General features: G+C 53.3%; 27 protein-coding genes. 18 read left to right on the plus strand and 9 right to left on the minus strand.

The genetic code is table 11. The features are described 5' to 3' along the window. Nucleotides 1-10 precede the first annotated feature (10 nt). Both P7079_RS00200 and P7079_RS00205 read left to right on the plus strand, forming a co-directional pair. The gene (locus P7079_RS00200; protein WP_278012831.1) at nt 11-277 is read left to right on the plus strand and encodes an ACT domain-containing protein; all 267 of its coding nucleotides are present in this window, start codon (nt 11-13) and stop codon (nt 275-277) included. Nucleotides 278-287: 10 nt separating this feature from the next. Further along, nucleotides 288-1,643 (plus strand): PFL family protein, encoded by a 1,356-nt coding sequence (locus tag P7079_RS00205; RefSeq protein ID WP_278012832.1) that lies wholly within the window; start codon nt 288-290, stop codon nt 1,641-1,643. 160 nt (nt 1,644-1,803) lie between these two features. Here the strand turns inward: P7079_RS00205 and P7079_RS00210 are convergent, their stop codons facing one another. Then, complete coding sequence (locus P7079_RS00210) at nt 1,804-2,220, minus strand: Fur family transcriptional regulator (RefSeq protein WP_278012833.1); 417 nt, start codon at nt 2,218-2,220, stop codon at nt 1,804-1,806. Nucleotides 2,221-2,582: 362 nt separating this feature from the next. On the opposite strand from P7079_RS00210, the gene nrdH reads away from it, so the two are divergent. From nrdH to P7079_RS00285, 15 genes are all read left to right on the plus strand, one after another. Continuing rightward, nucleotides 2,583-2,828, plus strand: a complete 246-nt coding sequence (gene nrdH / locus P7079_RS00215) for a glutaredoxin-like protein NrdH (protein WP_278012834.1) — start codon at nt 2,583-2,585, stop codon at nt 2,826-2,828. 10 nt (nt 2,829-2,838) lie between these two features. Further along, on the plus strand, nt 2,839-3,243 hold the full coding sequence (nrdI, locus tag P7079_RS00220; RefSeq protein WP_278012835.1) for a class Ib ribonucleoside-diphosphate reductase assembly flavoprotein NrdI: 405 nt from the start codon (nt 2,839-2,841) through the stop codon (nt 3,241-3,243). Beyond that, nucleotides 3,225-5,324 (plus strand): class 1b ribonucleoside-diphosphate reductase subunit alpha, encoded by a 2,100-nt coding sequence (gene nrdE, locus P7079_RS00225; RefSeq protein WP_278012836.1) that lies wholly within the window; start codon nt 3,225-3,227, stop codon nt 5,322-5,324. The genes nrdI and nrdE overlap by 19 nt, the downstream gene beginning before the upstream one ends. Before the next feature lie 217 nt (nt 5,325-5,541). Further along, a complete protein-coding gene (locus P7079_RS00230; protein ID WP_278012837.1) occupies nt 5,542-5,889 on the plus strand; it encodes a helix-turn-helix domain-containing protein in 348 nt (115 codons plus the stop codon). Then, nucleotides 5,886-6,716: an ImmA/IrrE family metallo-endopeptidase gene (locus tag P7079_RS00235; protein WP_278012838.1), complete on the plus strand. Its 831-nt coding sequence runs from the start codon at nt 5,886-5,888 to the stop codon at nt 6,714-6,716. The genes P7079_RS00230 and P7079_RS00235 overlap by 4 nt, the downstream gene beginning before the upstream one ends. Before the next feature lie 12 nt (nt 6,717-6,728). Further along, entirely contained in the window at nt 6,729-7,301 is a 573-nt protein-coding gene (locus P7079_RS00240) for a PIN domain-containing protein (RefSeq protein ID WP_278012839.1), read from the plus strand. Nucleotides 7,302-7,645: 344 nt separating this feature from the next. After that, nucleotides 7,646-8,626, plus strand: coding sequence for a class 1b ribonucleoside-diphosphate reductase subunit beta (nrdF, locus tag P7079_RS00245; protein WP_278012840.1), 981 nt, complete (start codon nt 7,646-7,648; stop codon nt 8,624-8,626). Nucleotides 8,627-8,801: 175 nt separating this feature from the next. Further along, nucleotides 8,802-9,953 (plus strand): lactaldehyde reductase, encoded by a 1,152-nt coding sequence (gene fucO / locus P7079_RS00250; RefSeq protein ID WP_278012841.1) that lies wholly within the window; start codon nt 8,802-8,804, stop codon nt 9,951-9,953. Nucleotides 9,954-10,073: 120 nt separating this feature from the next. After that, nucleotides 10,074-11,069: a LacI family DNA-binding transcriptional regulator gene (locus P7079_RS00255; protein ID WP_278012842.1), complete on the plus strand. Its 996-nt coding sequence runs from the start codon at nt 10,074-10,076 to the stop codon at nt 11,067-11,069. A 140-nt stretch (nt 11,070-11,209) separates the two neighbouring features. After that, nucleotides 11,210-12,499 carry an enolase C-terminal domain-like protein gene (locus tag P7079_RS00260; RefSeq protein WP_278012843.1) on the plus strand — a complete coding sequence of 430 codons (1,290 nt, stop codon included), beginning with the start codon at nt 11,210-11,212 and terminating at the stop codon, nt 12,497-12,499. Between the two features lie 38 nt (nt 12,500-12,537). Further along, entirely contained in the window at nt 12,538-13,335 is a 798-nt protein-coding gene (locus tag P7079_RS00265) for an SDR family oxidoreductase (protein WP_278012844.1), read from the plus strand. Nucleotides 13,336-13,340: 5 nt separating this feature from the next. Continuing rightward, nucleotides 13,341-14,126, plus strand: a complete 786-nt coding sequence (locus tag P7079_RS00270) for an amidohydrolase family protein (RefSeq protein ID WP_278012845.1) — start codon at nt 13,341-13,343, stop codon at nt 14,124-14,126. Next, the gene (locus P7079_RS00275) at nt 14,123-15,004 is read left to right on the plus strand and encodes a dihydrodipicolinate synthase family protein (RefSeq protein WP_278012846.1); all 882 of its coding nucleotides are present in this window, start codon (nt 14,123-14,125) and stop codon (nt 15,002-15,004) included. The genes P7079_RS00270 and P7079_RS00275 overlap by 4 nt, the downstream gene beginning before the upstream one ends. 98 nt (nt 15,005-15,102) lie before the next feature. Continuing rightward, the gene (fucP, locus tag P7079_RS00280) at nt 15,103-16,416 is read left to right on the plus strand and encodes an L-fucose:H+ symporter permease (protein ID WP_278012847.1); all 1,314 of its coding nucleotides are present in this window, start codon (nt 15,103-15,105) and stop codon (nt 16,414-16,416) included. Between the two features lies 1 nt (nt 16,417). Next, nucleotides 16,418-16,846, plus strand: a complete 429-nt coding sequence (locus P7079_RS00285; protein WP_278012848.1) for an RbsD/FucU family protein — start codon at nt 16,418-16,420, stop codon at nt 16,844-16,846. Between the two features lie 174 nt (nt 16,847-17,020). Here P7079_RS00285 and P7079_RS00290 read toward each other — a convergent pair whose 3' ends face one another. The 4 genes from P7079_RS00290 to trpX all read right to left on the minus strand — a co-directional run bounded on the left by P7079_RS00290 (nt 17,021) and on the right by trpX (nt 20,884). Next, the gene (locus P7079_RS00290; protein ID WP_278012849.1) at nt 17,021-17,839 is read right to left on the minus strand and encodes an NYN domain-containing protein; all 819 of its coding nucleotides are present in this window, start codon (nt 17,837-17,839) and stop codon (nt 17,021-17,023) included. Nucleotides 17,840-18,033: 194 nt separating this feature from the next. Next, a complete protein-coding gene (locus P7079_RS00295; protein ID WP_278012850.1) occupies nt 18,034-18,810 on the minus strand; it encodes an ABC transporter ATP-binding protein in 777 nt (258 codons plus the stop codon). Continuing rightward, nucleotides 18,807-19,814: an ABC transporter permease gene (locus P7079_RS00300; RefSeq protein WP_278012851.1), complete on the minus strand. Its 1,008-nt coding sequence runs from the start codon at nt 19,812-19,814 to the stop codon at nt 18,807-18,809. Before P7079_RS00300 ends, P7079_RS00295 begins: the two co-directional genes overlap by 4 nt. Next, the gene (gene trpX, locus P7079_RS00305; protein ID WP_278012852.1) at nt 19,814-20,884 is read right to left on the minus strand and encodes a tryptophan ABC transporter substrate-binding protein; all 1,071 of its coding nucleotides are present in this window, start codon (nt 20,882-20,884) and stop codon (nt 19,814-19,816) included. The genes P7079_RS00300 and trpX overlap by 1 nt, the downstream gene beginning before the upstream one ends. A 377-nt stretch (nt 20,885-21,261) precedes the next feature. On the opposite strand from trpX, the gene P7079_RS00310 reads away from it, so the two are divergent. Then, nucleotides 21,262-21,870: a low molecular weight protein-tyrosine-phosphatase gene (locus P7079_RS00310; RefSeq protein WP_278012853.1), complete on the plus strand. Its 609-nt coding sequence runs from the start codon at nt 21,262-21,264 to the stop codon at nt 21,868-21,870. 83 nt (nt 21,871-21,953) lie between these two features. Here the strand turns inward: P7079_RS00310 and P7079_RS00315 are convergent, their stop codons facing one another. The 4 genes from P7079_RS00315 to P7079_RS00330 form a co-directional block, all read right to left on the minus strand. Next, nucleotides 21,954-23,291 carry an ABC transporter substrate-binding protein gene (locus tag P7079_RS00315; protein ID WP_278012854.1) on the minus strand — a complete coding sequence of 446 codons (1,338 nt, stop codon included), beginning with the start codon at nt 23,289-23,291 and terminating at the stop codon, nt 21,954-21,956. Between the two features lie 288 nt (nt 23,292-23,579). Continuing rightward, the gene (locus tag P7079_RS00320; RefSeq protein ID WP_278012855.1) at nt 23,580-24,449 is read right to left on the minus strand and encodes a carbohydrate ABC transporter permease; all 870 of its coding nucleotides are present in this window, start codon (nt 24,447-24,449) and stop codon (nt 23,580-23,582) included. A 1-nt stretch (nt 24,450) separates the two neighbouring features. Further along, the gene (locus P7079_RS00325; RefSeq protein ID WP_278012856.1) at nt 24,451-25,329 is read right to left on the minus strand and encodes a carbohydrate ABC transporter permease; all 879 of its coding nucleotides are present in this window, start codon (nt 25,327-25,329) and stop codon (nt 24,451-24,453) included. Next, entirely contained in the window at nt 25,322-25,897 is a 576-nt protein-coding gene (locus tag P7079_RS00330; RefSeq protein ID WP_278012857.1) for a SprT-like domain-containing protein, read from the minus strand. Before P7079_RS00330 ends, P7079_RS00325 begins: the two co-directional genes overlap by 8 nt. Nucleotides 25,898-26,016: the final 119 nt, after the last annotated feature.

Consider the following 26,016-nt stretch of genomic DNA (forward strand, 5'->3'; position numbering starts at 1 on the left):
TAATATCCACATGAATGCAATTGTGACAGTGACAGGGCTTGACACCACTGGAATTGTGGCGGCCGTTGCCGGCCACTTGGCCCAGAAGAACATCAATATCCTCGATATCTCTCAGCAGACGATGGGTGAGTACTTCGCGATGATTCTCGAAATTCAGTTGGGAGATCAGCCGAATATGCTTGAGCTGCAGGAGTCCCTGCGCTCGCTCGGGGAGGAGCGCGGCCTGGTGATCACCCTCCAGTCCCACGTAATTTTTGACGCGATGCACGATCTGTAGGAGGTGGCACATGCTGCATAACGTGAACGAGATCCTTGAGACGGTCAACATGATCGCCCAGGATAAACTCGACATTCGCACTGTCACCATGGGTATCTCGCTGCTCGATTGCGCCGACTCTGATGACGCCCGCGCTCGTGAACGGGCCTACAACAAGATCACCCGCCTGGCGGCGAACCTCGTCGAGACGGCTCGGTCGATTGAGGCTGAACTCGGCATCCCTATTATTAACAAACGAATTTCAGTTACCCCCATCGCGCTCGTAGCTGGGGCATCGGAAAACCCCGACTATGTGGAGTGGGCTCGCACGCTTGATGCAGCAGCAAAGGCTGTGGGAGTTGATTTCCTCGGCGGTTTCTCCGCCCTCGTTGAAAAGGGTGCTACGGTATCCGATCAGCGTCTGATTGATTCGATTCCGCAGGCGTTGACCAGCACCGATGTGGTGTGTTCGTCGGTTAATATTGGTTCTTCGCGCGCGGGCATCAATATGGATTCCGTCAAGCGCATGGGAGAAGTTGTGGCTGAAACCGCCGCGCTCCCAGGAGGATTACTTGGCGCTGCGAAACTGGTGGTTTTTGCGAACTCTGTTGGCGACAACCCCTTCATGGCTGGAGCATTCCACGGTGTGGAGATGCCTGAGTGCGTGGTGAGTGTGGGCGTTTCGGGGCCTGGCGTTATTAAGCGTGCGATCGATTCTGTGCCTGAGGGATCGTTCAATGAGCTGGCCGAGATTGTCAAGAAAGCGGCATTCAAAGTGACCCGCACAGGCGAGATCGTGGGGCGTATGGCAGCTGAACGTCTCGGAGTTCGATTCGGTATCGTTGATCTTTCCCTCGCACCGACAGCAGAGGTGGGCGATTCTGTTGCTCGTGCTTTGGAGGCAATGGGTCTGGAACGTGTTGGTGCCCATGGAACTACTGCAGCGCTCGCGCTTCTCAACGATGCTGTGAAAAAGGGTGGTCTCATGGCCTGCTCACAGGTGGGTGGACTGTCGGGTTCCTTCATTCCAGTGTCCGAAGATGAGGGCATGATTGAAGCTGCTCGCTTGGGTGCGATTTCGGTATCGAAGCTCGAAGCAATGACAGCGATCTGCTCGGTTGGCCTGGACATGATTGCCATTCCCGGTGACACCCCGGCAGCCTCAATTGCTGGCATGATCGCCGATGAAGCAGCCATTGGCGTGATGAACAACAAGACCACTGCTGTTCGCGTGATCCCCGCTGTGGGGATTCACGAGGGGCAAATGGTGGAATTCGGCGGTTTGCTTGGTCAGGCACCGATCATGCCGATTAGCCCTTACTCATCACAGGCGTTTATTAACCGTGGTGGTGCAATTCCGGCGCCGTTGCATCAGTTCAAGAACTAGATTCTTTTACTCGTTAATATCTTTGGGCCTCCCGCGATCGCGGGAGGCCCAAAGATATTAACGACTGCTTCTCTGAAATCGAGCGATTTCGCCGGTGTGTACTTTTATTGGCCTTGGTACGTGAGCTGCAGCCGGCGCCACGATCTGCTGTGGGTGGTGTTTACTGCTCTTGGCACTTGGGGCATACACCCCAGAACGTCACTTCAGCCTCGTCCAGGACGAAGCCATGATCGTTGGACGGGGTGAGGCACGGGGCGTATCCCACCACGCAGTCGATATCGATCACTGTGCGGCAGTGACGGCACACTAGATGGTGGTGGTTATCGTGATTGGACACTTCATAGAGCGGCACAGAACCGGCAGGCTCAATCTTTCGCAGAATCCCTTTTTCAGTCAGGGCGTGGAGTACATCGTAAATCGCTTGAGTCGAAACACGGCCAAGGCGTTCAGTGACACCGCGACGCACGTCATCAGCGGTTGAGTGCGGGTGCTGAGTTAACTCGTGCAACACGGACAGCCGCGGCTTGGTAACGCGCAGGCCAACCTCATGTAGCGTTTTCGAGAAAGATGTGTCCATGAGGACAATGTTTGCTGGTTTTTTCGAATCATTCAAGTTTCATGTGCAGAATTTCACCGAAATAATTGCGTGATCGGCTTCATCTTTCGTTCCGGAGGGGCAAAAGTCCTAACTTTCGTTATCCGACTCGCCGAGTTTCGCACAAAGATCCCTTTTTCTCTTCATCGCTTTCATCCACTTTTCCGCGTGTCAATGCGCCTAACTCTGTCAAGAGGTAAAACCCCACATGTTGGAAGATGTTGCGGTGGGTGAAATACGCCTACACAAGATGTAGTGTTGGGAGACATTGCCGTACATAACAAAACAACCTAGGATCGCTGGGGTTATCGGCACGTGTTAGACCCCCTCGGAAGGAGAGATCAATGATCACCGTTTATAGCAAGCCCGCATGTGTGCAATGCAATGCCACGAAGCGCTCGCTGATTAAGCTTGGTCTTGACTTCGTTGAAGTGGATCTCACCGAGGATGCTCAGGCGCTCAAATCCGTCAAAGCGCTCGGATATGCGTCGGCTCCGGTCGTAATGGCGAACGGGGAACACTGGAGTGGCTACCGCCCGGACAAGATCAAGGCACTTGCCACGAGCAAACGCGCAACTGCCGCTGCTTAATGCGTGAGCAATGGTTCACGTCGTCTACTTCTCGTCGGTCACTAACAACACTGCCCGTTTTGTCGAAAAGCTCGGTGTGGATGCGCAGCGTATCCCGCTCCGACGTGACGACCCATTCCTCCACGTTACTGAGCCATACGTGCTGATCGTTCCTACTTATGGCGGAGGAAACAGTGGTGGTGCGGTGCCCAAACAGGTCATCAGATTCCTCAACGATCCCGCAAACCGTGCTCTGATACGCGGAGTGATTTCCGCAGGAAACACTAATTTCGGAAAAGCCTACTGCATCGCGGGTGACATCATCTCTCGCAAAACTCACGTACCCCACATGTACCGTTTCGAACTGCTCGGCACACCCGCCGATGTGGCGAAAGTTAAAGAAGGATTGGAAAAGTTTTGGACTACCATTCGCTGAACGCCCAGCTCAATCTCTACGCGCCTGACGGCTCAATTCAGTTCGACGCAGATCTGCGTGCCACCGAAGCGTACATGGAAGACCACGTAGAGCCCCGTCGTCGTCGCTTCAGTTCGGTTACCGAGCGAATGGCGTGGTTGGTTGACAAGGGCTACTACGAAAAGGCCATTGTTGATCGTTATCGCGCGGAGTTCGTGGAGGAGATCTTCCCTGCGGCCGACGCGATGGATTTCCACTTCTCCTCCTTTCTTGGAGCTTTCAAGTTCCACACCTCGTATGCGCTCAAAACCTTCGACGGCAAGGAATACTTGGAGAACTTCGAACAGCGCGCAGTGATGGTAGCTCTCGCTCTGGGTGAGGGTGACGAAGAGCAGGCAATGAACTTGATGCGCGAGATAATTTCGGGTCGATTCCAACCGGCTACCCCAACTTTCCTGAACGCGGGCAAGGTCGCACGGGGTGAGCTTGTTTCCTGCTTCCTTTTGCGTATCGAGGACAATATGGAGTCCATTGCGCGAGGAATTAACTCGGCTCTGCAGCTGTCTAAACGTGGCGGCGGTGTGGCGCTGAACTTGACCAATCTCCGTGAGCTCGGATCTCCGATTAAGCGAATCCAGAACCAATCTTCGGGTGTCAATCCGGTGATGAAGCTTTTGGAGGATGCGTTCTCGTATGCGAACCAGCTCGGTGCCCGACAGGGTGCCGGCGCGGTGTATCTCCATGCCCACCACCCAGACATCCTGCGCTTTTTGGATACGAAGCGTGAGAATGCGGATGAGAAAATCCGTATTAAAACGCTGTCGCTGGGTGTGGTGATCCCGGATATTACGTTCGAGCTGGCCAAGGCGAATGAGCCGATGTATCTGTTCTCGCCTTACGACGTCGAACGCGTATACGGAGTGCCGATGACGGAAATTTCTGTCAGCGAAAAGTACCGAGAGATGGTGGACGACGAACGTATCCGCAAGTATAAGATTGACGCCCGTGCGTTCTTTAAGACCTTAGCCGAGATCCAATTTGAATCGGGCTACCCGTACATCGTTTTCGAAGATACGGTGAACCGTGCCAATCCGATTGATGGACGCATCTCGATGTCGAACCTCTGCTCAGAGATTCTTCAGGTATCTGAGGCATCCACGCTCAACGCGGATCTCTCCTATAAGCATGTGGGTATAGACATTTCCTGCAATCTGGGATCCTTGAACATTGCGAGGGTAATGGACGCTGGTAACCTCGGGCACACGGTAGAGACGGCGATTCGTGCGCTCACCGCCGTCTCGGATCAGACCTCGATTGAGTCGGTGCCATCTATCAAGCGAGGAAACGAACGTTCGCACGCAATCGGATTGGGACAGATGAACCTCCACGGCTACCTGGGCCGCGAGCGAATCTTCTACGGTTCTCCCGAAGCGCTCGACTTCACAAACATCTACTTCTACACAGTCGCATACCATGCGATCCGCGCATCGATGGAAATCGCCAAGGAACGCGGGGAGAGTTTCGACGGTTTCGAGCGTTCGGACTACGCCAACGGCACCTACTTCGACAAGTACATCGATCGAGAGTGGACGCCTGAAACGCAGCGCGTGCGCGAACTTTTCGCAGGCCACCACATCCCGACTCAGGAGGACTGGCGCCAGCTTCGCACCGACGTCGCCGAGTACGGAATGTACAACCAGAACTTGCAAGCTGTGCCACCCACGGGGTCGATTTCGTATATCAACCATTCGACGTCGTCGATCCACCCGATCGCCTCGAAAATCGAGATTCGCAAGGAGGGCAAGCTCGGGCGCGTGTATTATCCGGCTGCTTACATGACTAACGACAATCTCGAATACTTCCAGGACGCATACGAAATTGGACCACAGAAGATCATCGATACCTACGCCGTCGCGACGCAGCATGTGGATCAGGGCTTGAGTCTGACACTGTTCTATCCGGACACGGTATCCACACGCGACGTGAACAAGAACTACATCTACGCCTGGCGCAAGGGAATCAAGTCGCTGTACTACATGCGTATTCGACAGGCTGCGCTTGAGGGTACGGAAGTGGAAGGTTGCGTTTCGTGTATGCTCTAGCGAGTTTGTGAGCTAACGGCGTCGGTGGCGGGAGGAGATCGCTACCGACGCCGTTTTCATGAAATGCGTTTTTGCGCCGAGCCGCCTGTGTTGTGACTGGGCATTGGCGTTGTGGTGAGGGCTGGTGCTGTTTCATTGTTTGCCTTCACAAAGTGTTGTGGATAAGACAAAACAGAAAATCTGAAAAGCAGTAGAATTGAATCACTGATAAAGGAGAGTGATTCACGTGTTGAGTGAGGGCATCGGTCAGCGCATTCGTGAGGTGAGGCAGAGCCAAGGATGCAGTGCTCGCGAGCTTGCGCGAATGCTTGAGGGCACCATTTCGCAGGCGGGTCTTTCTCGCATTGAATCAGGAAAGAAGATTCCCGACGCGGGGCAGTTGCTTGCGTTGAGTTGGGCGCTTGCCGTCCCAATGGAGGATTTTCTCGACGAAACGCCACTGCGTGATCGGGTGGAATGGGCGGCTCGCTCCGATCGAGGCATTGATATGACAGCAGCGAAAGAAGAACTACTGCCGTATCTGCGTTTGCGTATCCGTTTGGACGAAGTTCAGGTGGGAAGATGACACTTTCCGCTTCGAAAGCAGGCCAACTAATCGCTGAGAAATTTCGCCGTGAACACCGCCTTGGTGATAACCCGATCGTTGATATCGATGAGCTTGAGCGTCTCGTTCCGGATGTTGATTTCGTTGTCATTGATTTAAATGATCGAATGGATGGTCTAGTTCTACGAGATCCACAAACGAGGAAAACCGTTGTGGGAATTGGTGCCTCATCGAATCCATTTCGTCAGAGAATGACGATTGCGCATGAGATCGGCCATTTTCTCGCAGGGGATATCTCAACATCGGCCAAGCAATACATTTGTGAAGGTAACTCGGCGCGAGAAACAAAAGCGAATAGTTTTGCGCGGCACCTGCTGTGTCCTCTTGAGGGTGTACAGGTTTTGTTGGGTGATTCATTCGAATCGCCGCGCGAAAAGCTTTCGCAAGTAGTGAAGAAGTTTCGAGTTTCGCCTGCAGTTGCATTGATTCAGATCGGTGATGCGAATCTTCTTTCTCAGGATGAGATTGATCCGTTGGCTGGTGTAAGTGCTGCTGAACTTGCCACCCAGTTCGGTTGGAGAGCTGAATATGATGCGCTCGCCGTGGGATCGCGGCGAAAAGGCGCCTCTGCACCATTAATCGCTGACGCAACAAGAGCATATATCGAGGGGAAGATTCCGCTTCACGCAGTTGCCTTCGCGCGTGGTCAGGCAGTTGAAGACGTGCGCGAAGAACTCGAATCGCTCTTCAATGAAATGAACTCTTCCAGGAAACAAATTTCCTCGGGCGATTCTCAGACTTCGGAGGACGATGAACTCGCGACTCTGATCGAATTCTTCGGGGAATGAGGAACGTGGAAGATGTTCATCGTTGCTGATACGAGCGTGCTTTTATCTTTTGTCTGTTCTAATCAGCATGACTTTTTAGTGAAAATTGCAAAAAGCGCGCAAACGTCCATCTCAGTTCCCCGGGCCATTGAGCGAGAAATGGATCGAAAATTAACGACTCCACGGTTCAAAGGTGGTCGAAAAAGGTGGGAAACACTCAAAAGTTCGCCCTATTTCTGTGTTATTGATGATTCACTTGAAAATCTGACTCCCTATTTGAGCATGTATACCGGTCCGGGTTTCGATCTGGCCAATCCACGTCAGAAAGATCTTGGTGAGGCGATTGCGATAGCACACTGTCTTGCACAGCGTGATCAAGATGTGCGTTCGCTTCTTATTATTGACGATGAGCAAGGGCGAAAGAACGCGCGGCGGCAGAATATTGCCTGCATGACGTCGGTAGGCGTGTTACTCCAAGCGGTGAGAGCCGGGCTGATTCAAAATCGAGGTGAAGCAAAGAAGGCGTGGATTAAGCTCAGTAAATATGACGTTCACACGCCGTTTGAACAGACACAACTCAACGAGAAGAAATACTACAAGCAGTAATGCCGGTAGTGAAACGCGCGACGGCGTCGCTGGCGGGAGTCGGAGCACTAATTGTTTGCCTACCTTAATAGGAGGAATCAAAATGTGGAAGAAAATGGGCTGAATCGTCGGTGCATTCAAGATGGGTGCGATTTCCGTCTTCGCCCTGGTGTGGCCGCAGGCGATCTACTCGATTGCGGTTGAGAAAAAGATCGCGCGTTTACCTCTCCCGCGGGAGTGTCATCGGGTGAGACGATAAGAGAAGTTCGGTGTTGGCGGCCCCCACTGCTCTCATCGAAGAACACAACTCCACACGAACGCGTACCAACGCATCGACATTGGCGCGTACACCCGGAAGGAAACTGATGACGTCACCAGAGTTTCGCCTGCGTGAAGGCACGATAAAAGCAATTAACTGGAACAAGATTGAGGACGAAAAAGACCTCGAAGTATGGGAGCGGCTCACTGGTAACTTCTGGTTGCCTGAAAAAGTGCCAGTTTCTCACGATATTCCCTCATGGAATACTCTCGCGCCACACGAGCAGCTTATGACGACGCGCGTGTTCACTGGCCTCACACTGCTCGACACTGTGCAGGGTACTGTGGGTGCAGTTTCGCTTATTCCGGATGCGATTACCCCACACGAGGAAGCCGTCTACACCAACATCGCATTTATGGAGTCGGTACACGCGAAGTCCTATTCTTCGATTTTCTCTACGCTGCTGTCCACCGAAGAAATCAACGAGACTTTCGCCTGGTCAGAGAGCAACGAGCACCTGCAAAAGAAAGAGCAGATCGTCCTTGATTACTACCGTGGCGATGATCCAGAAAAGCGAAAAGTCGCCTCCACCATGCTCGAATCATTCCTGTTCTACTCGGGTTTCTACGCACCGATGTATTGGTCCAGCCACGGTAAGCTCACCAACACAGCCGACATCATTCGCTTGATCATCCGTGACGAAGCTGTACACGGTTACTACATTGGCTACAAGTACCAAGTTGCGGTGGCGAAGGCATCCAAGGAACGCCAGGCTGAGCTTAAAGATTACACCTTCGAGTTGCTTGAGGAACTCTACGACAACGAGGTGGAATACACTGCTTCGCTCTATGATGAGATGGGCCTGACCGAAGATGTCAAGATGTTCTTGCGCTACAACGCTAACAAGGCGTTGATGAACCTTGGCTATGAGGCTCTTTTCACGCCTGAGGATACTGCGGTTAATCCGGCGATTCTGGCAGCCCTTTCGCCGGGAGCCGACGAGAACCACGACTTCTTCTCCGGTTCCGGATCTTCTTACGTTATCGGTGCGGTCGAAGATACTGAAGACGACGACTGGGATTTCTGATCTGCGGCCAGCGGTTCATTTGAGCACTCTAGCTCGGCAGACACGACTGGACTCCACGTTGAAATAACCTCAAACGAGCATCGCTAGACCCAAAGGCCCAAGGTTAATTGTTAGCGCTAACATATCCTGGATCTAAGCCCAACGATGTGGTTGGCCCAACAATGCAGGAGTAAAAATGGTTTACCGTATGATTTTGAACCAAACGAGCTACTTTGGCCGTGGAGCAATCCAATCAATTCCCGTTGAAGCGAACGCTCGCGGTTTCAAGAAGGCTTTCGTTGTCACGGATCCTGTCTTGATCGAAGCGGGAATCGTCAAGCGAATCCTTGATGTTCTCGACGAAGGCGGAATCGCCTACGAAGTTTTTGACAACGTCCAGCCCAACCCGCCAGTGGAATCTATTCAAGATGGCGTCAAGAAGTTCCGTGAATCTGGTGCTGACTTCCTGATTGGGCTCGGTGGAGGTAGCCCGCAAGACACCTGTAAGGGAATCGGCATCGTTGTGGCAAACCCCGAATTTGAAGACGTATTGTCGCTCGAAGGTCTCTCCCCGACAAAGAACCCGTCCGTGCCGATTTTCGGTGTTCCAACCACCGCTGGAACTGCGTCTGAAACGACGATTAACTATGTTGTCACTGACACGGCGAATAAGCGCAAGTTTGTTGCTGTCGATCCGCACGATATCCCGGTTGTCGCCTTCGTTGATCCTGATCTGACCGATTCTCAGCCGCGTTCCTTGAAGGTTGCGACAGGCTTGGACGCTTTGACGCACGCTGTGGAGAGCTACATTACCCCTGGCGCGTGGGTGCTCTCAGACACGCTTTCGCTGCAGACGATCCGTATGATCGCTGCGAACTTGCGTAAGAGTGCCGACGGCGATGTTGAGGCGGGCGAGCAGATGGCGTACGCCTCTTACATTACGGGAATGGCGTATTCGAATGTGGGCCTTGGTTTGGTTCATGGCATGGCACATCCGCTGGGTGGGCGTCTTGGTGTGCCTCACGGCGTGGCCAACGGCATTCTTCTTGCGCCTGTCATGGAGTACAACAAGGAGTTCTCAGGTGAAAAGTATCGCGATATCGCGGATGCTTTTGGGGTAGAGAACGCTTACACGGGCGATCTTGAGGAAGTGCGTGATGCTGCGGTGGCGGCTGTTCGCCAGTTGACGAAGGATTTAGGAAATCCGACGACGATTTCCGAAGTGGGTGCCACTGAGGCGGATATTGAGGCGTTGAGTGTGGACGCTTTTGCGGATGTGTGTACCCCAGGCAATCCGCGCCAGACAACTGTGGAAGAGGTTCGTTCGATTTACGAGTCCTTGCTCTAAGTAAGGTTTGCGCGGAGCGGGGTGGCTGTGAAGTCGCTCCGCTCCGCGCTTTCTTTTGTCCTTTTCGCTATTGTCTTAGTTGCATTCTTGCGAAGATTTTGAAGAGGAGATGGGTACACAATGTCGAATCATGTCGTGATGGCAGATGTCGCTCGATTGGCAGGAGTCTCTTCTCAAACTGTTTCGCGTGTTCTTTCGGGTAAGGAGAGCGTCTCTGCGACGACGAAGGAAAAGGTTCTGCGAGCGATTGAAACGTTGCAGTACCAGCCAAATTTCGCTGCATCAACTCTTGCTTCGGGTACGTCGTCGATGGTTGGCGTGTTGATGCTTGGAAAGCTCTCGTTTGGGCGTGCCGATTCGTATCTACAGTTGGTGCAGCTTCAAAGCGATCGTGGAAATTTTGTGACGGCGCTTTCGGTTGATCCTTCTGATTTTTCTGCGTTGCAGCGTGCGGTGAGCTTCTTTGTTGCTGCGAAGGTGCAGGCGATCGTCGTGATGGGGCAAAGCGTGCGGGCGGTGCGCGAACTGTGCCATTCGATTCATTTCCCGTGGATCGTTGTTGTCAATGGAGAACTTCCCGAGGGAGATTTTGTTGCAGTTCAAATGGAACAGCGTGGATCGACGCGCGAGATGCTTGAGCATCTTCACGCGGCGAGCGATGGTGTAATCGTGCATGTTTCGCCAGGGGTCGAGGATGTCGATGCGCATCTTCGCCGTGAAACCTATCTTGAGTATTGTGATGCAGTGGGGATGGATCCTTTGGTGATTCATGTTCCTGATTGGAGCGCACACTCGGGTGAAATCGGTGCAAAGGCTCTCTCGAATGTCACGTATAGTGGTGTTTTTGCCGCCAATGATCACATCGCTTTGGGAGTTGCGAAGGGGTTGCGTTCTCAAGGCCGAGAACCGGGGCGTGACTATGTTCTTGGTGGTTTTGACGATACTCAAATCTCGCAGTTAGCGGTTCCAACGTTGACAACCGTTCGCCAGAAGTATGATGTCCTCGCTCAAATAATTTCGCAGCAGATTGACCGAGTTATTCATGGGGAAACGACACAGAATGTTGTTTTGCCTAATGAGTTGGTGATACGCCAGTCCTCGGTGCTTACGAGGTAGTCGCTTCCTTATGTGCAGGTCACGGGAGCGCAGAAAATTCCCAGAATGTTAGCGTTAACATTCTCGGTTAAAAAGAGGTAGCATGGGTCACAAGCAAGGGAGTACCCCTTGGAAGTACTTTCTCGAAAGGCAAAGACGCCATGACTCGAATTACCTCGGTGAAGACTTATGATCTTCGATTCCCAACGTCTTCAACGCTATCCGGCTCGGATGCGATGAATAAGGACCCCGACTACTCATCCGCCTACGTCGAGATCAACACTGATGCGGACGACGGCATCGTCGGCGTCGGATTCGTCTTCACGATTGGACGCGGAAACGACATCGTCTGTACTGCGATCGACACTATCGCCCATGCGCTCATCGGCCGTAAAGTTGAAGATCTTTTAGATAATATGCGCCTGGCGTGGGATTTGCTCGTGCATGATTCGCAACTTCGCTGGCTCGGACCAGAAAAGGGCGTCTCGCACATGGCGATTGGCGCGCTGCTCTCGGCCCTGTGGGATATCAAAGCAAAGCGGGCGAACAAGCCGCTGTGGAGGCTCCTTGGTGAAATGGAACCCGAAGAGCTCGTTTCTACGCTCGATTTCCGCTACCTCACCGATGCTCTCACACCTCAAGAGGCGATCGATATCTTGAGCGACGGCAAACGTGGCAAGCAGGAACGTATTGCACACCTGCTCGATGTTGGCTACCCCGGATACTCCACTGCACCAGGGTGGCTGGGATACTCCGACGAGAAAATGGTTCAGCTCGCGAAAGAAGAAACCGAGCAGAAGGGGTTCAAGCAAATCAAGCTCAAGGTTGGCCAGAATATCGATGACGATCTTCGCCGACTTGCACTGGCACGCGAAGCAATCGGTCCCGATGTGAAGCTTGCTGTGGATGCCAACCAGGTGTGGGATGTTCCACAGGCAATCGACTGGATCAATAAGTTCCATGAATACGATCTGGCATGGGTGGAAGAACCGACCTCGCCGGACGACGTCTTGGGACATGCAAAAATTGCCCGCGCGATCGATCCTATCCCGGTCGCCACCGGAGAGCAGATGCAAAATCGTGTTCTGTACAAGCAGTATCTGCAGGCGGATGCTTTCGGGATCATGCAAGTCGATGCCACGCGTGTTGCCGGGCCTCAAGAGCTCGTGCTCGAATATCTCCTTGCTGCGAAGTTCAACAAGCCGGTATGTCCACACGCGGGCGGAGTTGGCCTGTGCGAAGCAGTGGCACACTTCGCCATGTTTGATTATGTGGCAGTTTCAGGCACAACCGAAGGACGTGTCATTGAATATGTTGACAACCAGCATGAACATTTCGTTCACCCGACCGAAATTAAGAACGGAAATTACGTTGCGCCTACTGCGCCAGGGAACGGTACGGATATGACACTCGAAACTGCCCAGAAGTACCTCTACCGACCAAGCAAGTAACAAACAGCAAAACGAACACGAAAAACAAAGGGGTTTCCATGGATTTGCATCTAAAAGACAAAGTCGTCATCGTGACCGGGGCTTTCAAGGGAATCGGGAAAGGGATTGCCTTGCAGCTCGCGCGCGAAGGCGCCGTCGTCGTCGCGATTTCGCGTGACTCAAAGGGGACCTCGTGTCCCGCCTACCAGGAAGAAATCGGAGCTATTACTGATCGCCACGAAGAATACGTCTACGACCTGGGTGAAACCGACAAGATCGCGCAAACGGTTGAAGAAGTCTACAAGAAGTACGGACACATCGATGGCATCGTGAACAATGCGGGAGTCAACGATAACAAGGACCTCGAAACGACGAGCTGGCGCGATTTTGAGGCGTCCTTGCACTACAACCTGACGCACTACTACGAAACCGTACACGCTTCGGTAGCGTATTTGAAAGAGTCGAAAGGCGCAGTGCTCAACATTGGTTCCAAGACTGCTCTGACCGGTCAGGGAAAAACGAGTGCATACGCGGCTGCGAAGGGCGCGATTCTCGGCTTGACACGCGAGTGGGCGGCGGCGCTTGTCGATGACGAAGTGCGCGTCAACGCAATTGTCGTGGCGGAATCTTGGACGCCGCTCTACGCAGACTGGATCAAGACTTTCGGCGATAAAGAAGCGCAAGATGCACGGTTGAAAGAAATCACGGATAAGATCCCGCTTGGCAACCGCATGACCACGGCTCAGGAGATTGCGGATACGGCAGTGTTCCTCTTGTCTGACCGCTCCTCACATACGACGGGTCAGTGGGTCAACGTCGATGGCGGATATATTAACCTCGATCGTGCCTTGGGCTGAGTGTCATGACGCTGTCTGTTATTGATGCTCACTTCCATTTGTGGGATCCCCAGCGCCAAAATCTTCCGTGGCTTTCCGGCATTGAACCGCTCAATCGTCCCTTCACGATCGAGCAGCTCGAAGAGGAATACCACGAACTTGGTGTGGATTTCGTGGGAGGAGTTTACGTCGAGGTTGATGCGGCTGATGCCAATGATGAGGACGCCGTGATTGGGGCGAATACTTCGCCGAAGATACTGGCGAAAGTACTTCGTTCCACTCCTGGCCCTTTGATGCGTGTGCCGCTTGCGGCTGTGGGGATCCGGTATCCGTTGCACACACATAGCGGCGCGATCGGTGACATTCTCACCCAAGAATTTCGGGAGGGGCTGGCTCTTCTTGAAAAAGCTGGGATGACGTTTGATCTCGTCAATCGCGAAGAAGATGTGGTGGAACTGAGTGAGACATTTACGCAGTTCCCCCAACTTCGCCTCGTCGTTGACCACTTAGCGAATGTGACGCATCTGGACACGGATCGGCGTCGGGCGCTGGAAACGCTTGCGCGCAACCCACACACCTACGTGAAAGTTTCGGGAGACAACCCCGTCGATCGAGACGTCGTGCGCTTCGTCGCAGAAACTTTTGGCCCCAAGCGTGTCATGTGGGCGTCAAATTGGCCGGTCGTGAAACTGAACTCCTCGCTGCGCGAGCACTTCGAGACGGCCTACTCAATTTTCGGCGGCGATGACAATTTCTTCATGAATAATGCGCGGCGAGCCTACGGGATTTCGGTGCGCGAAGGAGGGGAATGATGGAAAGAATGATGCCAGGTGTCTATTGCCCAACCATCACGATTACGGATGAAAACGGCAACATCGACTATGAAAAATGGGGACAACACCTCGATCATCTCATCGATGCAGGAATCAGCGGAATCTTGGTATTCGGCTCGATTGGAGAGTTTTACGCTTTCAGCCTCGAAGAGAAAAAGAAAGCTGTAGATTTCGCTGCGCGGCATGTTGCTCGGCGGGTTCCGCTCTATGTTGGGGTAGGGGATACGAAGATCGAATGTGTCATTGAGTTCGCGCAATACTGCGAGAAACTCGATGTCAGTGGGATCGTTGTCATCAGCCCGTACTATTTTGGTCCAAGTGCGTTAGCTGCCGAAACCTTCTTCACGCAAGTGGCTCAGGCGACGCAGCTTCCTGTGGTTTTGTATAACTTCCCTGACCGTACTGGCAGTGACCTTTCACCGGAACTTGTTGCGAAACTGGCGAAAGAATGCCCGAACATCGTGGCGGTGAAAGACACCGTCGATACAATTTCCCATACGCGAGCGATGATTAACCAAACGCCGTCGGACTTCGATGTGTTTTCAGGATTCGACGAGTACTATCTTGTGAATCGGATTTCTGGGGGCAGTGGAATCATCTCGGGATTGACGAACGTCGAACCGGAAACTTTTGTCGCTCTTCACCGTGCATACGAGGCAGGAGACTTCGCCCAAGTCGTCTCCTGCGGACAGCGCGTATCACACCTGATGTCGATTTACTCGGCCACTGACCTCTTCATCTCCGCGATCAAGGGCGCGGTGAAAGCTAAAGGACTCGAGATTTCGACGACGATCGCACAGCCTGCAGTCCAACTCACCGAGGAACAACTGCGCAACATCGAACAGATCATCAGCTAAAAACCACTAACCCCAACAAGTTAATAGGATTCCACGAACGGTTCACGCGAAGAAGCATGGCGGTTTGCAAGGGATCCCCTACCTGAAAATGGTGAAACATGGAAAACAAAGACGTTGCCATGCAAAAACATGGGACGAAGAAGAATAAATTTGTCTATCCGGGGCTGATGGTCCCGTTCATCTTGATTGTCTCGTGCTTCGCTGCATGGGGAATCTCAACCGACTTGACCGCACCGATGGTGAATGTCTTCAGCTCGGTGTTCGACATGAGCGCCTTCCAGTCAGCGCTTGTTCAATTTGCATACTTCGGGGCCTACTTCCTTTTGGCTATCCCTGCGGCAATGATTAATTCCCGCTTCGGGTATAAGGGCGGAGTTGTTATCGGAATGAGTATGGCGGCTCTGGGCGCGTGGATGTTCTTCCCTGCGTCGCAGATGATGACCTACGGGACCTTCCTCTTCGCGCTGTTCGTTCTCGCTGGTGGCTTGTCTATCGTGGAGACATCGGCTAACCCGTTTGTGATGTCGCTCGGCCCAGAATCGACGGCAACTCGCCGCTTGAACTTCGCGCAAGCCTTCAACCCGATTGGTTCCAACATCGGCGTGCTGATGGCAACTTTGCTCGTTGCTCCACATATTCTCGAGAGCGTTCACAAGGCGGGTATGAGTGAAGCAGAACTCCTAGCGCAGACGTCGAAGGAACTTTCGAGTGTGATGGTTCCCTACATCCTTCTTGGTATTATTTACGCGGCATTAGCGATCTCGATCTTCATTGTGAAGATTCCGAAGAACGAGCAGATGCAAAAGACTGACTATGTAGGTATTCGAAAGGGCGTGTTTGGGCGCCTGTGGAACAACCATACCTACCGTTTCGGCGTCGTTGCGCAGTTCTTCAACATCGCAGCACAGACCTGTATCTGGACCTATCTTCCCTTCTACGTGCAAGAAACCCTCGGCGTATCGAAGTCGGCAGCTGGATGGTGGTTGCAGATTTCACTTCTGTTCTTCCTCGTCATGCGCTTCGTGATGGTGTGGCTCATGGGCCGTTTTGATGGTCGCCGACTGATGGTGGTGATGTGCGGCGCAGGCGTGGTGCTGACAGTGATCGGAATGCTTTCTGGGAACGTCTTGGGTGCGCTTTCGATCGCGGCGCTTTCGGCATGTATTTCACTGTTGTTCCCAACGATCTACGGCGTAGCTTTGACTGGCGTTGGTGAGGACACCAAGTTCGGCTCCTCCGGCCTGGTGATGGCAATCATCGGTGGCGCCATCGCGCCGCTCTTGCAAGGAAAGCTCACCGATCACTTCGGCGCACAGTTCGGTTTCATCTTCGTGGCCTTGTGCTTCGCAGTTGTGGGTGCCTTCGGTATTTACGCACTGAAGAATCAGATCATTCCCGAAACGGAGGACTGAGATGTTGAAGAATATTTCCCCATTCCTTTGCCCAGAGCTTCTCAAGGCTCTTGCGGAAATGGGGCATGGCGACGAAATTACTTTGGCGGACGCGCACTATCCCCGGTTCGGTAGCGCGGATGTCGTGATTCGCGCCGACGGCGTCGAGATTCCGCAACTCCTCGAAGGAATTCTTCAGCTCATCCCGCTGGATCAGTACAACACCTGGCAGTATGCGCTGATGTCAACCGTGGGTGACGATCCGGAGCCAACGATCTGGGAAACCTATGAGCGGATCGTCTCTCGCACAGAGCCCCAGGCGCAAGCGCACTTCTTCGAGCGCTTCGATTTCTATGAGGCTGCACGACGATCACATGTCACTGTACTCACGGGTGAAACTGCGCAGTACGGGAATATCATCCTCAAGAAAGGGGTAGTGTTGCCGGAATAGTTGATCACTCGGCAATTGAGGGTGTCGCTTTCTTTGAGGTGAGGTGAGCGTGGCGCGTTGGCGCGCCACGCTCACCTGCATCCATGTAGTTGGCGATTCATCGATGATTATCACCCTAGACATTTGCTTCGAAGTGAATGAGTAAGTAATTGGCTCCGTCAGACACTATCGATTTCAAAGCGGAGCAGTTTGATCTTTCAGATTGTCGATATGAAGTGGATCTTGTTTGCAGTCTGGGTGGTTTTTCACGACACTAACGACGCCGTCCACGTGTTCACTCAACGAGTGTGAGATGTTTGCCCACATCGGGTCTAAAACAAAATCAATCCCTGATTTTCGTGCGAGTTTTGCAGCTGGAACGAAATCACTGTCTCCAGAAATCATGACGATCTGATTTACCTGACCTCCCGTTGCAAGGGAAGCGATATCTAAGCCAAGACGCATATCGACGCCTTTCTGTGTGATATCCAGTTTGAAATCAGATTCTGTGAGATCGGAAATTTGAATTTTTCCGCTGAGAAGCTTTTTGAGTGGTTCGTGAGCGAGAGTGTAGCCGTGCTGTGTCTCAAGCTCTTCGCCGCGACGTAATGCAACCTTTCTTCTGTGAATCAATTCGTTGAAGAAATCCTTTGTCCACTGATACTGACTCGATTTTCCAAGGTTTATCTGCTTTTTGAGGAGCGGATGGTAGAGAACCTTTTCAGATGGAGGGCAGTCATAGTAGAAAATTCGGTAAAGAAATGCGCTGGAATTCTTGATATGTCGATAACAGTATGAAACGAGTTCGTCTGCTCTTTGCTGTGGTGTCTTGTCTCCAAATAGATGGAATGCTTGACGTCGATAAAAACCACCATCGACAAGTATGGCAGTGACGACAGGGTATAGAGGGAAATCTTGTTTTTCTAGAATGTTTCTATGCTTATGATGCTGTTTATGAAATTTTGCTTGTGGTGAGTGCATGAAGTGATTATAGATGACTAATGCCCTAGTCATCGGCACTCTCCTGATAGTGGAGGGTCAACGGCTAGGGCTACTGGCCCTCAGTATAGTAATTTCAACCATCAGTTGCAAAAGACAACTTTTTCAGGACTAACATCGAGCAGGTAGTGAGCGTGGCGCATTGGCGCGCCACGCTCACTACACATTTTCGTCAGAGAAATAAACGAAAACATCCATGGATCACGCTGTTAAGCATCCGATTCGGCCAGATCCGACAAGATCTGGTACAGGTGTGCATCAGTGAGTGCAGCGCGTTCATCATCAGAAATGTCGCGCACGATCCGCCCATGGTGCATGACAATTGTTCGATTTCCGTAAGCCAAGGCGTCTTTCAAATTGTGCGTAATCATAATCGCGGTCAGTTTCGCGCGCTCAACCACTTCCGCAGTGAACTCCAGGACCGCACGAGCCGTCTTCGGATCAAGCGCAGCGGTGTGTTCATCGAGCAACAGCAGACGCGGTGTTTTCAGCGTCGCCATAATCAGCGCCACCGACTGCCTCTGCCCTCCCGACAGCACGCCGATTTCAGTATCTAGCCGTTCCTCAAGCCCCAGCCCTAACGGCGCCAGCGCCTGAGCAAATTCCTCCCTGCGCTGGGAATTCATTGAGATGCGCAGAGCGCGTTTTCCGCCGCGCTTCGCCGCCAGCATCATGTTCTCAGCGACGGTCATTCGCGGGGCCGTCCCGCGCATCGGGTCCTGGAACACGCGTGCCACACGGCTAGCGCGTTCCTCTTCCCCCAGCCGAGTGACATCTTCGCCATCGATCATCACCGTACCGACGTCGGGAAAAATCGCTCCCGACACCATGTTGAGTAACGTCGATTTACCTGCCCCGTTTCCGCCAACGATCGTGATTAAATCGCCGTCGGCAACGCTTAGATTCACCTGATCAAGAGCGAGAAAAGCGTTGGCTGTGCGCTGGTGAAACGCTTTCGAAATGCCGTCAAGTTCCAAAACGCTCATCGCGTGTGCTCCGTTCCGTTGTCGTTCGTTTCTGTCGCCGATGCCGGTGCGCCATGTGCGACGGAGGCTCCCGGACTTATCGGCGCGATATTCGTGCCCGACGTCGGCGGGAGAGCTGAGGTGGTGACGGGAAGTAAACGCTTCCCCGCCACGTACTTTTGCAGAGCTGGAATCGACAGACAGAGCGCCAAAATCACAGCCGAGAGCAGTTTGAAGTGATCGGTGTTGATCTTCAGCTGGAGCACGAGCGCCAGCAGCAAACGGTAAATCACTGAGCCCACGAAAATCGCTAGCAAGCGTATCGGCAGTGACACATTGCGAACGACAACCTCACCGATAATGATCGCCGCCAGGCCAATCACAATTGAGCCGATGCCCATTGAAATATCGGCGTATCCCGAATCCGTCGCCACCAAATATCCTGACAGAGCGATTAGTCCGTTGCCGAGCATGTAACCCAGGAGCATCATCTCGCCCGTGGGGATACCGAGGGACTTCGCCATGAATGGGTTGTCACCGGTGGCGATGAGTGCCTGACCCATGTCGGTACGGAAGAAATAACTCAGCGCTGCTATCGCGATGGCGATCATGATAACGCCCAAAATCAGCGTATCGACATTGCGTGGTAGCCCGAACATTCCCATCTGCGTTTTCAGTGTGGTTGCGCCTGAAAGTGAGAGGTTCGCGCTTCCCATGAACGTGAGGTTGATCGAGTACAAGCCAGTGAGAGTGATGATGCCGGCAAGAAGCGAGTTGATCTTGAGCTTTGTGATGAGTAATGCGGTGATCGCGCCTGCAGCTGCGCCCATCAAAAACGCCACCACCATCGAAAGTAGCGGGTTCATCCCGAGCACGAGGAGTTGTGCGCCGATCGCTGCTCCGAGGGTAAAGGACGCCTCGGTGGTCAAGTCTGCTTCATTAAGAATGCGGAACGTGATGTACACGCCGATCCCCATCAGTGTCCAGATCGCACCCTGCGAAAGTGCGCTGAGCACAATATCCATCACTTGCCCCCTTTCTTTGCAGTATCACGCGAGTTTTTCACGATGTCGGAGGGGAGGGTGATGTCGAGCGCGCGGGCAGCGTCGGAATTCACGATCACGTCCACGGTGTTGACGACTTTCACTGGTACGTCCGCTGGCTTTTTGCCATCAAGAATATCGGCAAGGATGTGGCCGGTATCGACGCCGATCTGATGCTGGTTTGTGCCCACTGTGGCCAATCCTCCGGCCTCAACCATGGCATCGACCACCGGGAAAACAGGAGTTTTATGCGCATTTGTGGCGGCGATCAAGGTGGGCATCGCCGAAGCAATGGTGTTGTCATTGGGGACGAAAATGAAATCCACCTCGCCAGCGAGTTGTTCGGCTGTCTGGGCCAGTTCGTTCGAGTTTGTGATCGTCCGTTCGACAGGGCTCAATCCGAGTTCAGCACCGATTTTCTTGGCGTCCTTCACGCTTGGAGCCACGTTTGTGGACGACGAGGAATACAGGATCCCGAATTTCTTTGCTGTGGGTAAGATTTTTTGCGCAAGTTCGAGTTGTTCTTTGACGGGCGTAGCATCCATCGTTCCGGTGGCGTTACCTGACGGTGTATCCAGTGACGTCACCAAGCCTGCTCCAATGGGGTCCGAGACGGCAGAGAAGACCACGGGGGTATCGCCTGCGACGTTCGCTAGAGACTGTGCCGACGGAGTCGCAATGCCAACCATCACTTCGTCGCCGTCGGCAACAAAACCGTCCGCGATTGTCTTGAGCAAGGTCTGGTCGCCCTGGCCATTCTTGAAGTCGATGGCGATATTTTTGCCATCAACGTAGCCGCGCTCGGATAATCCGTCGTAAATTCCCTGACGAATGGCGTCGAGTGAGGGATGACTGACTAGCTGAAGTAAGCCAATTTTGATCGTGTGGTCGGTTTTCTTCACCTCAGTTTTTTCTGATGCACTGGGTTGGACATGCGTTGCACCATCCGCGCTTGGGGCGGTGTGCTGAGCGCTGCGGATAAATGGGAGACAAATGAACAGCGTCAACAGGCAGCCCATGAGGAAGGAGCCAATCGCCGTGAACTTTTTCATCGATGTGCCTTTCGGGAACCCAGGAACTGGGAGGTTACGTTGTCGGTACCGGCACGGTTCGCCGGTTCGTTCCCGAACATCAGGCCATAAAAAATTGGCTCTCGATCGGAAACGATCGACGAGCCAGAAAATCGCAGAAGAACCGGCCCGCCGTCAGGCGAGCCACCACCACTGTCGATTCATGTACGTCATGTGTTCAAGCGTAGACCGGTGTTTTTCGATGTGTCAAAATGTGCTCGCAATGTGGGCTTGCGGCGGGTGGCTCACGTGTGAGCCGAGAACTATCCACATGCCGACGGCGAAGCTCGAAAATTCCGCCCGCGAAGTTTGAAAAGCCAACCGGACGTTCAAAAGTCCAACAGCGATAGGGTAGATGCATGAAGATTTTGGTTGTGTGTACAGGAAATATCTGCCGTTCTCCGATGGGGGAGGTAGTGCTTCGTGAACGGCTCAAAGAAGCGGGTATCAAGGCCGAAGTCGGCAGTGCTGGCGTCTCAACTGAGGAAACAGGCAACCCGATCGATCCGCGAGCACGTCGCGTTCTTGCTGCTCATGGATATCCTGTTCCTGCGCGCAGTGCTCATCAGGCGACGGCGCGCGAACTCCAGGCAGATATCGTCCTTGCAATGACTGCCGGACATGCGAAATCGCTTCGACGGATGATGGAGCGAACGGGGAGTGATCTTTCCCGACTCCATTTGTGGAGAGAATTCGATGGTTCAACTCCGATTGCGCCGCAGGGTGTGTTCGGGCCGGGCGGTGCTCTTGCTCCCGATGGGGTGTTGGTGAGCGCACCTGGGCGAGGAACGGGAAGCGGACACAGTTCTGGCACAGGAGAGAACAACCGTTCGGAATTCTATTTCTCGGCGGGGGTACTTGATGTGCCCGATCCCTGGTACGGCGGAGAGGAAGGATTTGAAGAAACTCTCGCCACTGTTGAAACCGGAGCTGAGGGGATTGTAGCCTGGATAAAATCTCAGTCCTGACGGGAAAACGATTCTTGACAGGAATAGCCGACGCCGGTACGCACAAGGCGCACCGGCGTCGGGAGGGATAAATATCGCGCGGATTACTTCATTGCAGAATTGCCGGCGTCTTGTGCGGCCTTGATTCCTTCAGCGACAGGAACACTGCCGAGGAATGTATCGAGAAGTTTTGGCGTAAATGCCACTTGGCCAGTGTTGACCTTCGGTCCGCGAGGAGCTGGCGCAGTTTCACCGTTGGCGGCCTCGATGAACAACGCCACATCGACGCCCTGCTTCGCCCAGAAATCAACGAATGTTTGCTGTGCCTGCGTGCTTGCAGGAAAGGCGATGCCCTGCTTCGCCAACGGTATTTGGCCTTCTGTCGAGCCGAGCCACTTGAGGACTTCGATTGTGGCGTCACGGTTCTTGCTCTTTTCATTGCCAACGGCAACGACGCCATGGACAACCGAAACTCGGCCTTTCGGTCCGGCGATCATTGGGGCGAGTCCCCACTTCATCGAAGCAGTATCCGCAATTGTCTTGAGATTGTATGGCCCAGACTGGAATAGTGCCATGTTGCCCTTGACGAATTGGTCACGTGAAAAATCGCCATTCGCATTTGTTTCTGACGCCGGTGGTGCGACGTGGTACTTGTTGATGAGATTGATGATGTACTCAAAAGCAGCGATACCCTGCGGTGATGCAAAGGAGAACTGATCGCTCTTATCTTGGAAATCGGCACCGTTCTGAGCCAAAAAGTCGCGATAGATCGCTTGCAAATCGGCCTGAGCATTCATCCCATAAGTTTTGATGTTGCTGGCGTCGAATCCGGCCTCGTTTGCGTGTTTACCCGATTTATCAACGGTGAGCTTCTGCAGTGCGGGCAGGAGAGTGTCTGCGCTACCGGCCTTTCCAGCGTCGGGAGCCCAGGTTAGCTTCGATGGATCGACCCCAGCCGCTTCAAGCAAATCTTTATTGTAGAACAGGGCGATGGAATCCCAGATTTGTGGCACTCCCCAGAGTTTTCCGTTACGTGTGTAGAGGTCAACGACTGACTTCTGCCATTCGTCATGATCGTTTCCAATCACCGTGGAGATATCCATAAGGTTGCCAGCATCGGCGTACTGGGCAAAGTTCGATGAGTTCACCCAGTAGATATCTGCCATCTGATCTGCGGAAATGTCGAGGGGTAGCTGGGTCCAATACTTGTCCCATGGCACAATTTCAACCTTGACATTGATGTTCGGATGGGTCTTATGGAACTGCGTGAATGATTCCTCGTAGGCAGGTTTCGCGGTTTCGTCCCAGAGGCGGAAAGTGACAGTGTGAGTTTTTCCAGAGCCAGTAGCGCTTCCCGAGGTAGCGGGTGTGCCTGGCGAACATGCAGTCAACGCCATTGCAGACGCGGCGGCAACGATGAGGGTTTTGAAAGAGCGGCGCATTTTTCTCCTGTGTGTAGCAGATTTCGTTAAAAATTCTATCAGGTGGGGTACTGGACGAAAATACGCAATTTTGCGACTGTGAATAACTCACCTGGTGAGAATCATGCAGGGAGAGGAAGTGCGGATCAGCGTAAGGCACGCAGAACTTGGCACTGCACAACACATAACGCTGTGCGGTGGCGTTGCACACCGGGCGTGCTCTCGGGGTGCTGGGAGTATCCGTGGATAGCTGAGTACGCTCCAGGGAGTTGCGTTGGATGCATTCGTGGATACTCTATTTGACAGCGATTAACGCAGCCCAGAAATGCCAATCGATCGCACAATCTGCTTGTTGAACACTAAAAACAGCACAATCAGCGGCAGGATGGAAAGCGTGGTTGCGGCCATCACCAGCGTCCAATTCGAGCTGTACTGCTGGCGTAATCCCATCGTGGCAACAGTCATCACGTTCCATTCACGAGCGGGAGCGATCACCGATGGCCACATAAAGTTGTTCCACTGGCTCACCACAGTGATCAGGAAAAGCGTTGACAAAATGGGCTTATTCATTGGCAAGATAATTGACCATAATTGGCGAAGTGGCCCCGCACCATCCAATACTGCCGCATCAATTACCTCGCTGGGCACTCGCCTGAAATTCTCACGTAAAAGGAAGATTGCGTAGGGCGATCCAAGCACAAGAGGCGCCACGAGCCCCGCGAACGTATTTCTCCAGCCCAGCGCACTCATCGATGAGAACAATGGGATCATCGTGACCACCGCCGGGATCATCATCGTACTGAGATAAAGCCAGAACAACACCTCGCGCCCAGGAAAGCGTAACCATGCGAATGCATAGGCAGCGAGTACCGAGGAAACCATTTGGCCGATTGTTATCACGACAACTACCTGCAAAGTGACAGCGAGAGGAACAATAAAATGGTGATCGGTGAAGAGTTGCACGTAGTTCGATACGTTCAGCGAATCTGGAAGACCCGCAGGCCCACCCAACGTAAGTTCGCGTTCAGTTTTCAGTGACGTCAGCACTGAGAATACTAACGGCGCAAGAGTCAAAGCAGCGCCGCCGATCAGAAGAAGATATGTCGCAATCACCGCTGGCCAGTGTGAGCCTTTCACTGTGCGACCTCCACCCACAAGAACTCTGCGAGAATCTGGCATCTCACACCTCCAGCTCATAGGTGAGTCGGGACCGGAAATACCGCTGTTGCGCCGCCGTGACCAGCACAATTGCCACAGTCAGCACCACAGCCATCGCACTCGCACGTCCAATATTTAGCCCAACGAACGCCTCGGAATAGATCCGCGCGGTGATCACATCGGTGGTACCCCCAGGGTATCCAGGGTTGCCGCCAGTGAGGCCAAACACCAGATCAAACACCTGCAAGCTCGCGATCAGCGAGGTGACTGACACAAAGAACATCGTTGGCCGGATCAAAGGAAGTGTGATGGAGAAGAAAGTCCGGATCGAACCCGCCCCGTCCAACGCCGCCGCCTCAATAATCGAACATGGCACTGACCGCAGAGCGGCAAGGAAGAACAGCGAAATATATCCAACGTTTTGCCACACGTACACGAACGCAATCACCGGCAATGCAGTCCACTCGTTTGCTAACCACGGCGTGCTCCACCCCATCATTTGGTTAAGTAATCCCGACGGAGCCAAAACCCACTGCCACACCACACCGAGCGCCAGCGGCGCGGCGATCCACGGCAGAACAAAAAACAGCTGAAGCACTCGCGATCCTGGCAAACCGCGCTTGAGAAGTAGCGCGATCCCCAAGCCGGTCGCAATCGCTAATGGAATAGCGATTGCCGAAAAAATCACCGTGACGAAAAAGGAACGCACAAAGCCTTGATCGGCAAGGTGAAGATAGTTCTCCAACCCCACCCAGGTTGGTGGCGAGAGGAGATTCCAGTTGGTCAGCGAAAGCGCTGCCACTGCGATGAGTGGTGCAAGCATAAATGCCATCACCCCAACGAAGCTCGGCGCCAACATTGCGGCGGCAGTCAGGCGCTCGCGCACGTGACGATCAGCCATGTTGTTTTCCCTTCACGCTGGCCATTCTTACACGACGCCGGAACAATCGTGACTTTGCCGTGGACGTCCGACGTTGGCGAGCGGCGGTCAGCGGCAACGATTCCGGGGCGATACGTTCACCTGTCTGAATATTTTCCCAAGAGAAAAGACATTGCTGATTGAAGCTGCGTGAGCATTTTCGACACGAAAGTTGTTGCGTTGGTCTGCGATAACGCTGTGCATGGTGCCCCGCAGGGCAGACACCTTGCCAAGGAGCTTGTGGCTCGGGGGAGTCAACTGGCAACCGCGTCTGGCCGTCTCCACCAATCGCGAGACACGTCTGCCGCCACACTTCATCGTGGGCGTGTCTCGACCCGACGAGGGCATGAGCAATTTCGTGAAGAATCACGGCTCGCACTTCTTGCGGAGTATAAAGCTCCACGAGTGCCTGGGACATCGTGATTTTCTTCGCCGTGTAATGCGTCGCACCAGCACGGCGCTTTGCCCGGTCAAAAGCAAATCCCCAGTCGGCTAAGCCGTGTGCAGCCATGAGGGAGCGAACGAGTTCTTGAGCGTGTGCGGTTTCCACCTCGCTATCGTACGCCGGATGGGCAACCAACAGTGCCGAACACAAAACACTGGGAGGAAAATATCATCTCCGGCGCGCCGTAGATCTGTCCGAATCTTTGTGCTTAGCGTGCGATACCG

Origin of the sequence: Arcanobacterium canis (assembly GCF_029625435.1) — a bacterium.
GTDB classification, from domain to species: domain Bacteria; phylum Actinomycetota; class Actinomycetes; order Actinomycetales; family Actinomycetaceae; genus Arcanobacterium; species Arcanobacterium canis.

Bases quoted from the DNA above. Each gene is read 5' to 3' on its own strand.
- P7079_RS00205 (WP_278012832.1), top strand. From the start codon at position 288: ATGCTGCATAACGTGAACGAGATCCTTGAGACGGTCAACATGATCGCC.
- fucP (WP_278012847.1), top strand. From the start codon at position 15,103: ATGGAAAACAAAGACGTTGCCATGCAAAAACATGGGACGAAGAAGAAT.
- nrdF (WP_278012840.1), top strand. From the start codon at position 7,646: ATGACGTCACCAGAGTTTCGCCTGCGTGAAGGCACGATAAAAGCAATT.
- P7079_RS00200 (WP_278012831.1), top strand. From the start codon at position 11: ATGAATGCAATTGTGACAGTGACAGGGCTTGACACCACTGGAATTGTG.
- nrdH (WP_278012834.1), top strand. From the start codon at position 2,583: ATGATCACCGTTTATAGCAAGCCCGCATGTGTGCAATGCAATGCCACG.
- P7079_RS00295 (WP_278012850.1), bottom strand. From the start codon at position 18,810: ATGAGCGTTTTGGAACTTGACGGCATTTCGAAAGCGTTTCACCAGCGC.
- P7079_RS00265 (WP_278012844.1), top strand. From the start codon at position 12,538: ATGGATTTGCATCTAAAAGACAAAGTCGTCATCGTGACCGGGGCTTTC.
- P7079_RS00310 (WP_278012853.1), top strand. From the start codon at position 21,262: ATGAAGATTTTGGTTGTGTGTACAGGAAATATCTGCCGTTCTCCGATG.
- P7079_RS00290 (WP_278012849.1), bottom strand. From the start codon at position 17,839: ATGACTAGGGCATTAGTCATCTATAATCACTTCATGCACTCACCACAA.
- P7079_RS00325 (WP_278012856.1), bottom strand. From the start codon at position 25,329: ATGGCTGATCGTCACGTGCGCGAGCGCCTGACTGCCGCCGCAATGTTG.
- P7079_RS00235 (WP_278012838.1), top strand. From the start codon at position 5,886: ATGACACTTTCCGCTTCGAAAGCAGGCCAACTAATCGCTGAGAAATTT.
- P7079_RS00275 (WP_278012846.1), top strand. From the start codon at position 14,123: ATGATGGAAAGAATGATGCCAGGTGTCTATTGCCCAACCATCACGATT.
- trpX (WP_278012852.1), bottom strand. From the start codon at position 20,884: ATGAAAAAGTTCACGGCGATTGGCTCCTTCCTCATGGGCTGCCTGTTG.
- P7079_RS00315 (WP_278012854.1), bottom strand. From the start codon at position 23,291: ATGCGCCGCTCTTTCAAAACCCTCATCGTTGCCGCCGCGTCTGCAATG.
- P7079_RS00320 (WP_278012855.1), bottom strand. From the start codon at position 24,449: ATGCCAGATTCTCGCAGAGTTCTTGTGGGTGGAGGTCGCACAGTGAAA.
- P7079_RS00270 (WP_278012845.1), top strand. From the start codon at position 13,341: ATGACGCTGTCTGTTATTGATGCTCACTTCCATTTGTGGGATCCCCAG.
- nrdI (WP_278012835.1), top strand. From the start codon at position 2,839: ATGGTTCACGTCGTCTACTTCTCGTCGGTCACTAACAACACTGCCCGT.
- P7079_RS00255 (WP_278012842.1), top strand. From the start codon at position 10,074: ATGTCGAATCATGTCGTGATGGCAGATGTCGCTCGATTGGCAGGAGTC.
- P7079_RS00210 (WP_278012833.1), bottom strand. From the start codon at position 2,220: ATGGACACATCTTTCTCGAAAACGCTACATGAGGTTGGCCTGCGCGTT.
- P7079_RS00260 (WP_278012843.1), top strand. From the start codon at position 11,210: ATGACTCGAATTACCTCGGTGAAGACTTATGATCTTCGATTCCCAACG.
- fucO (WP_278012841.1), top strand. From the start codon at position 8,802: ATGGTTTACCGTATGATTTTGAACCAAACGAGCTACTTTGGCCGTGGA.
- P7079_RS00285 (WP_278012848.1), top strand. From the start codon at position 16,418: ATGTTGAAGAATATTTCCCCATTCCTTTGCCCAGAGCTTCTCAAGGCT.
- P7079_RS00300 (WP_278012851.1), bottom strand. From the start codon at position 19,814: ATGGATATTGTGCTCAGCGCACTTTCGCAGGGTGCGATCTGGACACTG.
- P7079_RS00240 (WP_278012839.1), top strand. From the start codon at position 6,729: ATGTTCATCGTTGCTGATACGAGCGTGCTTTTATCTTTTGTCTGTTCT.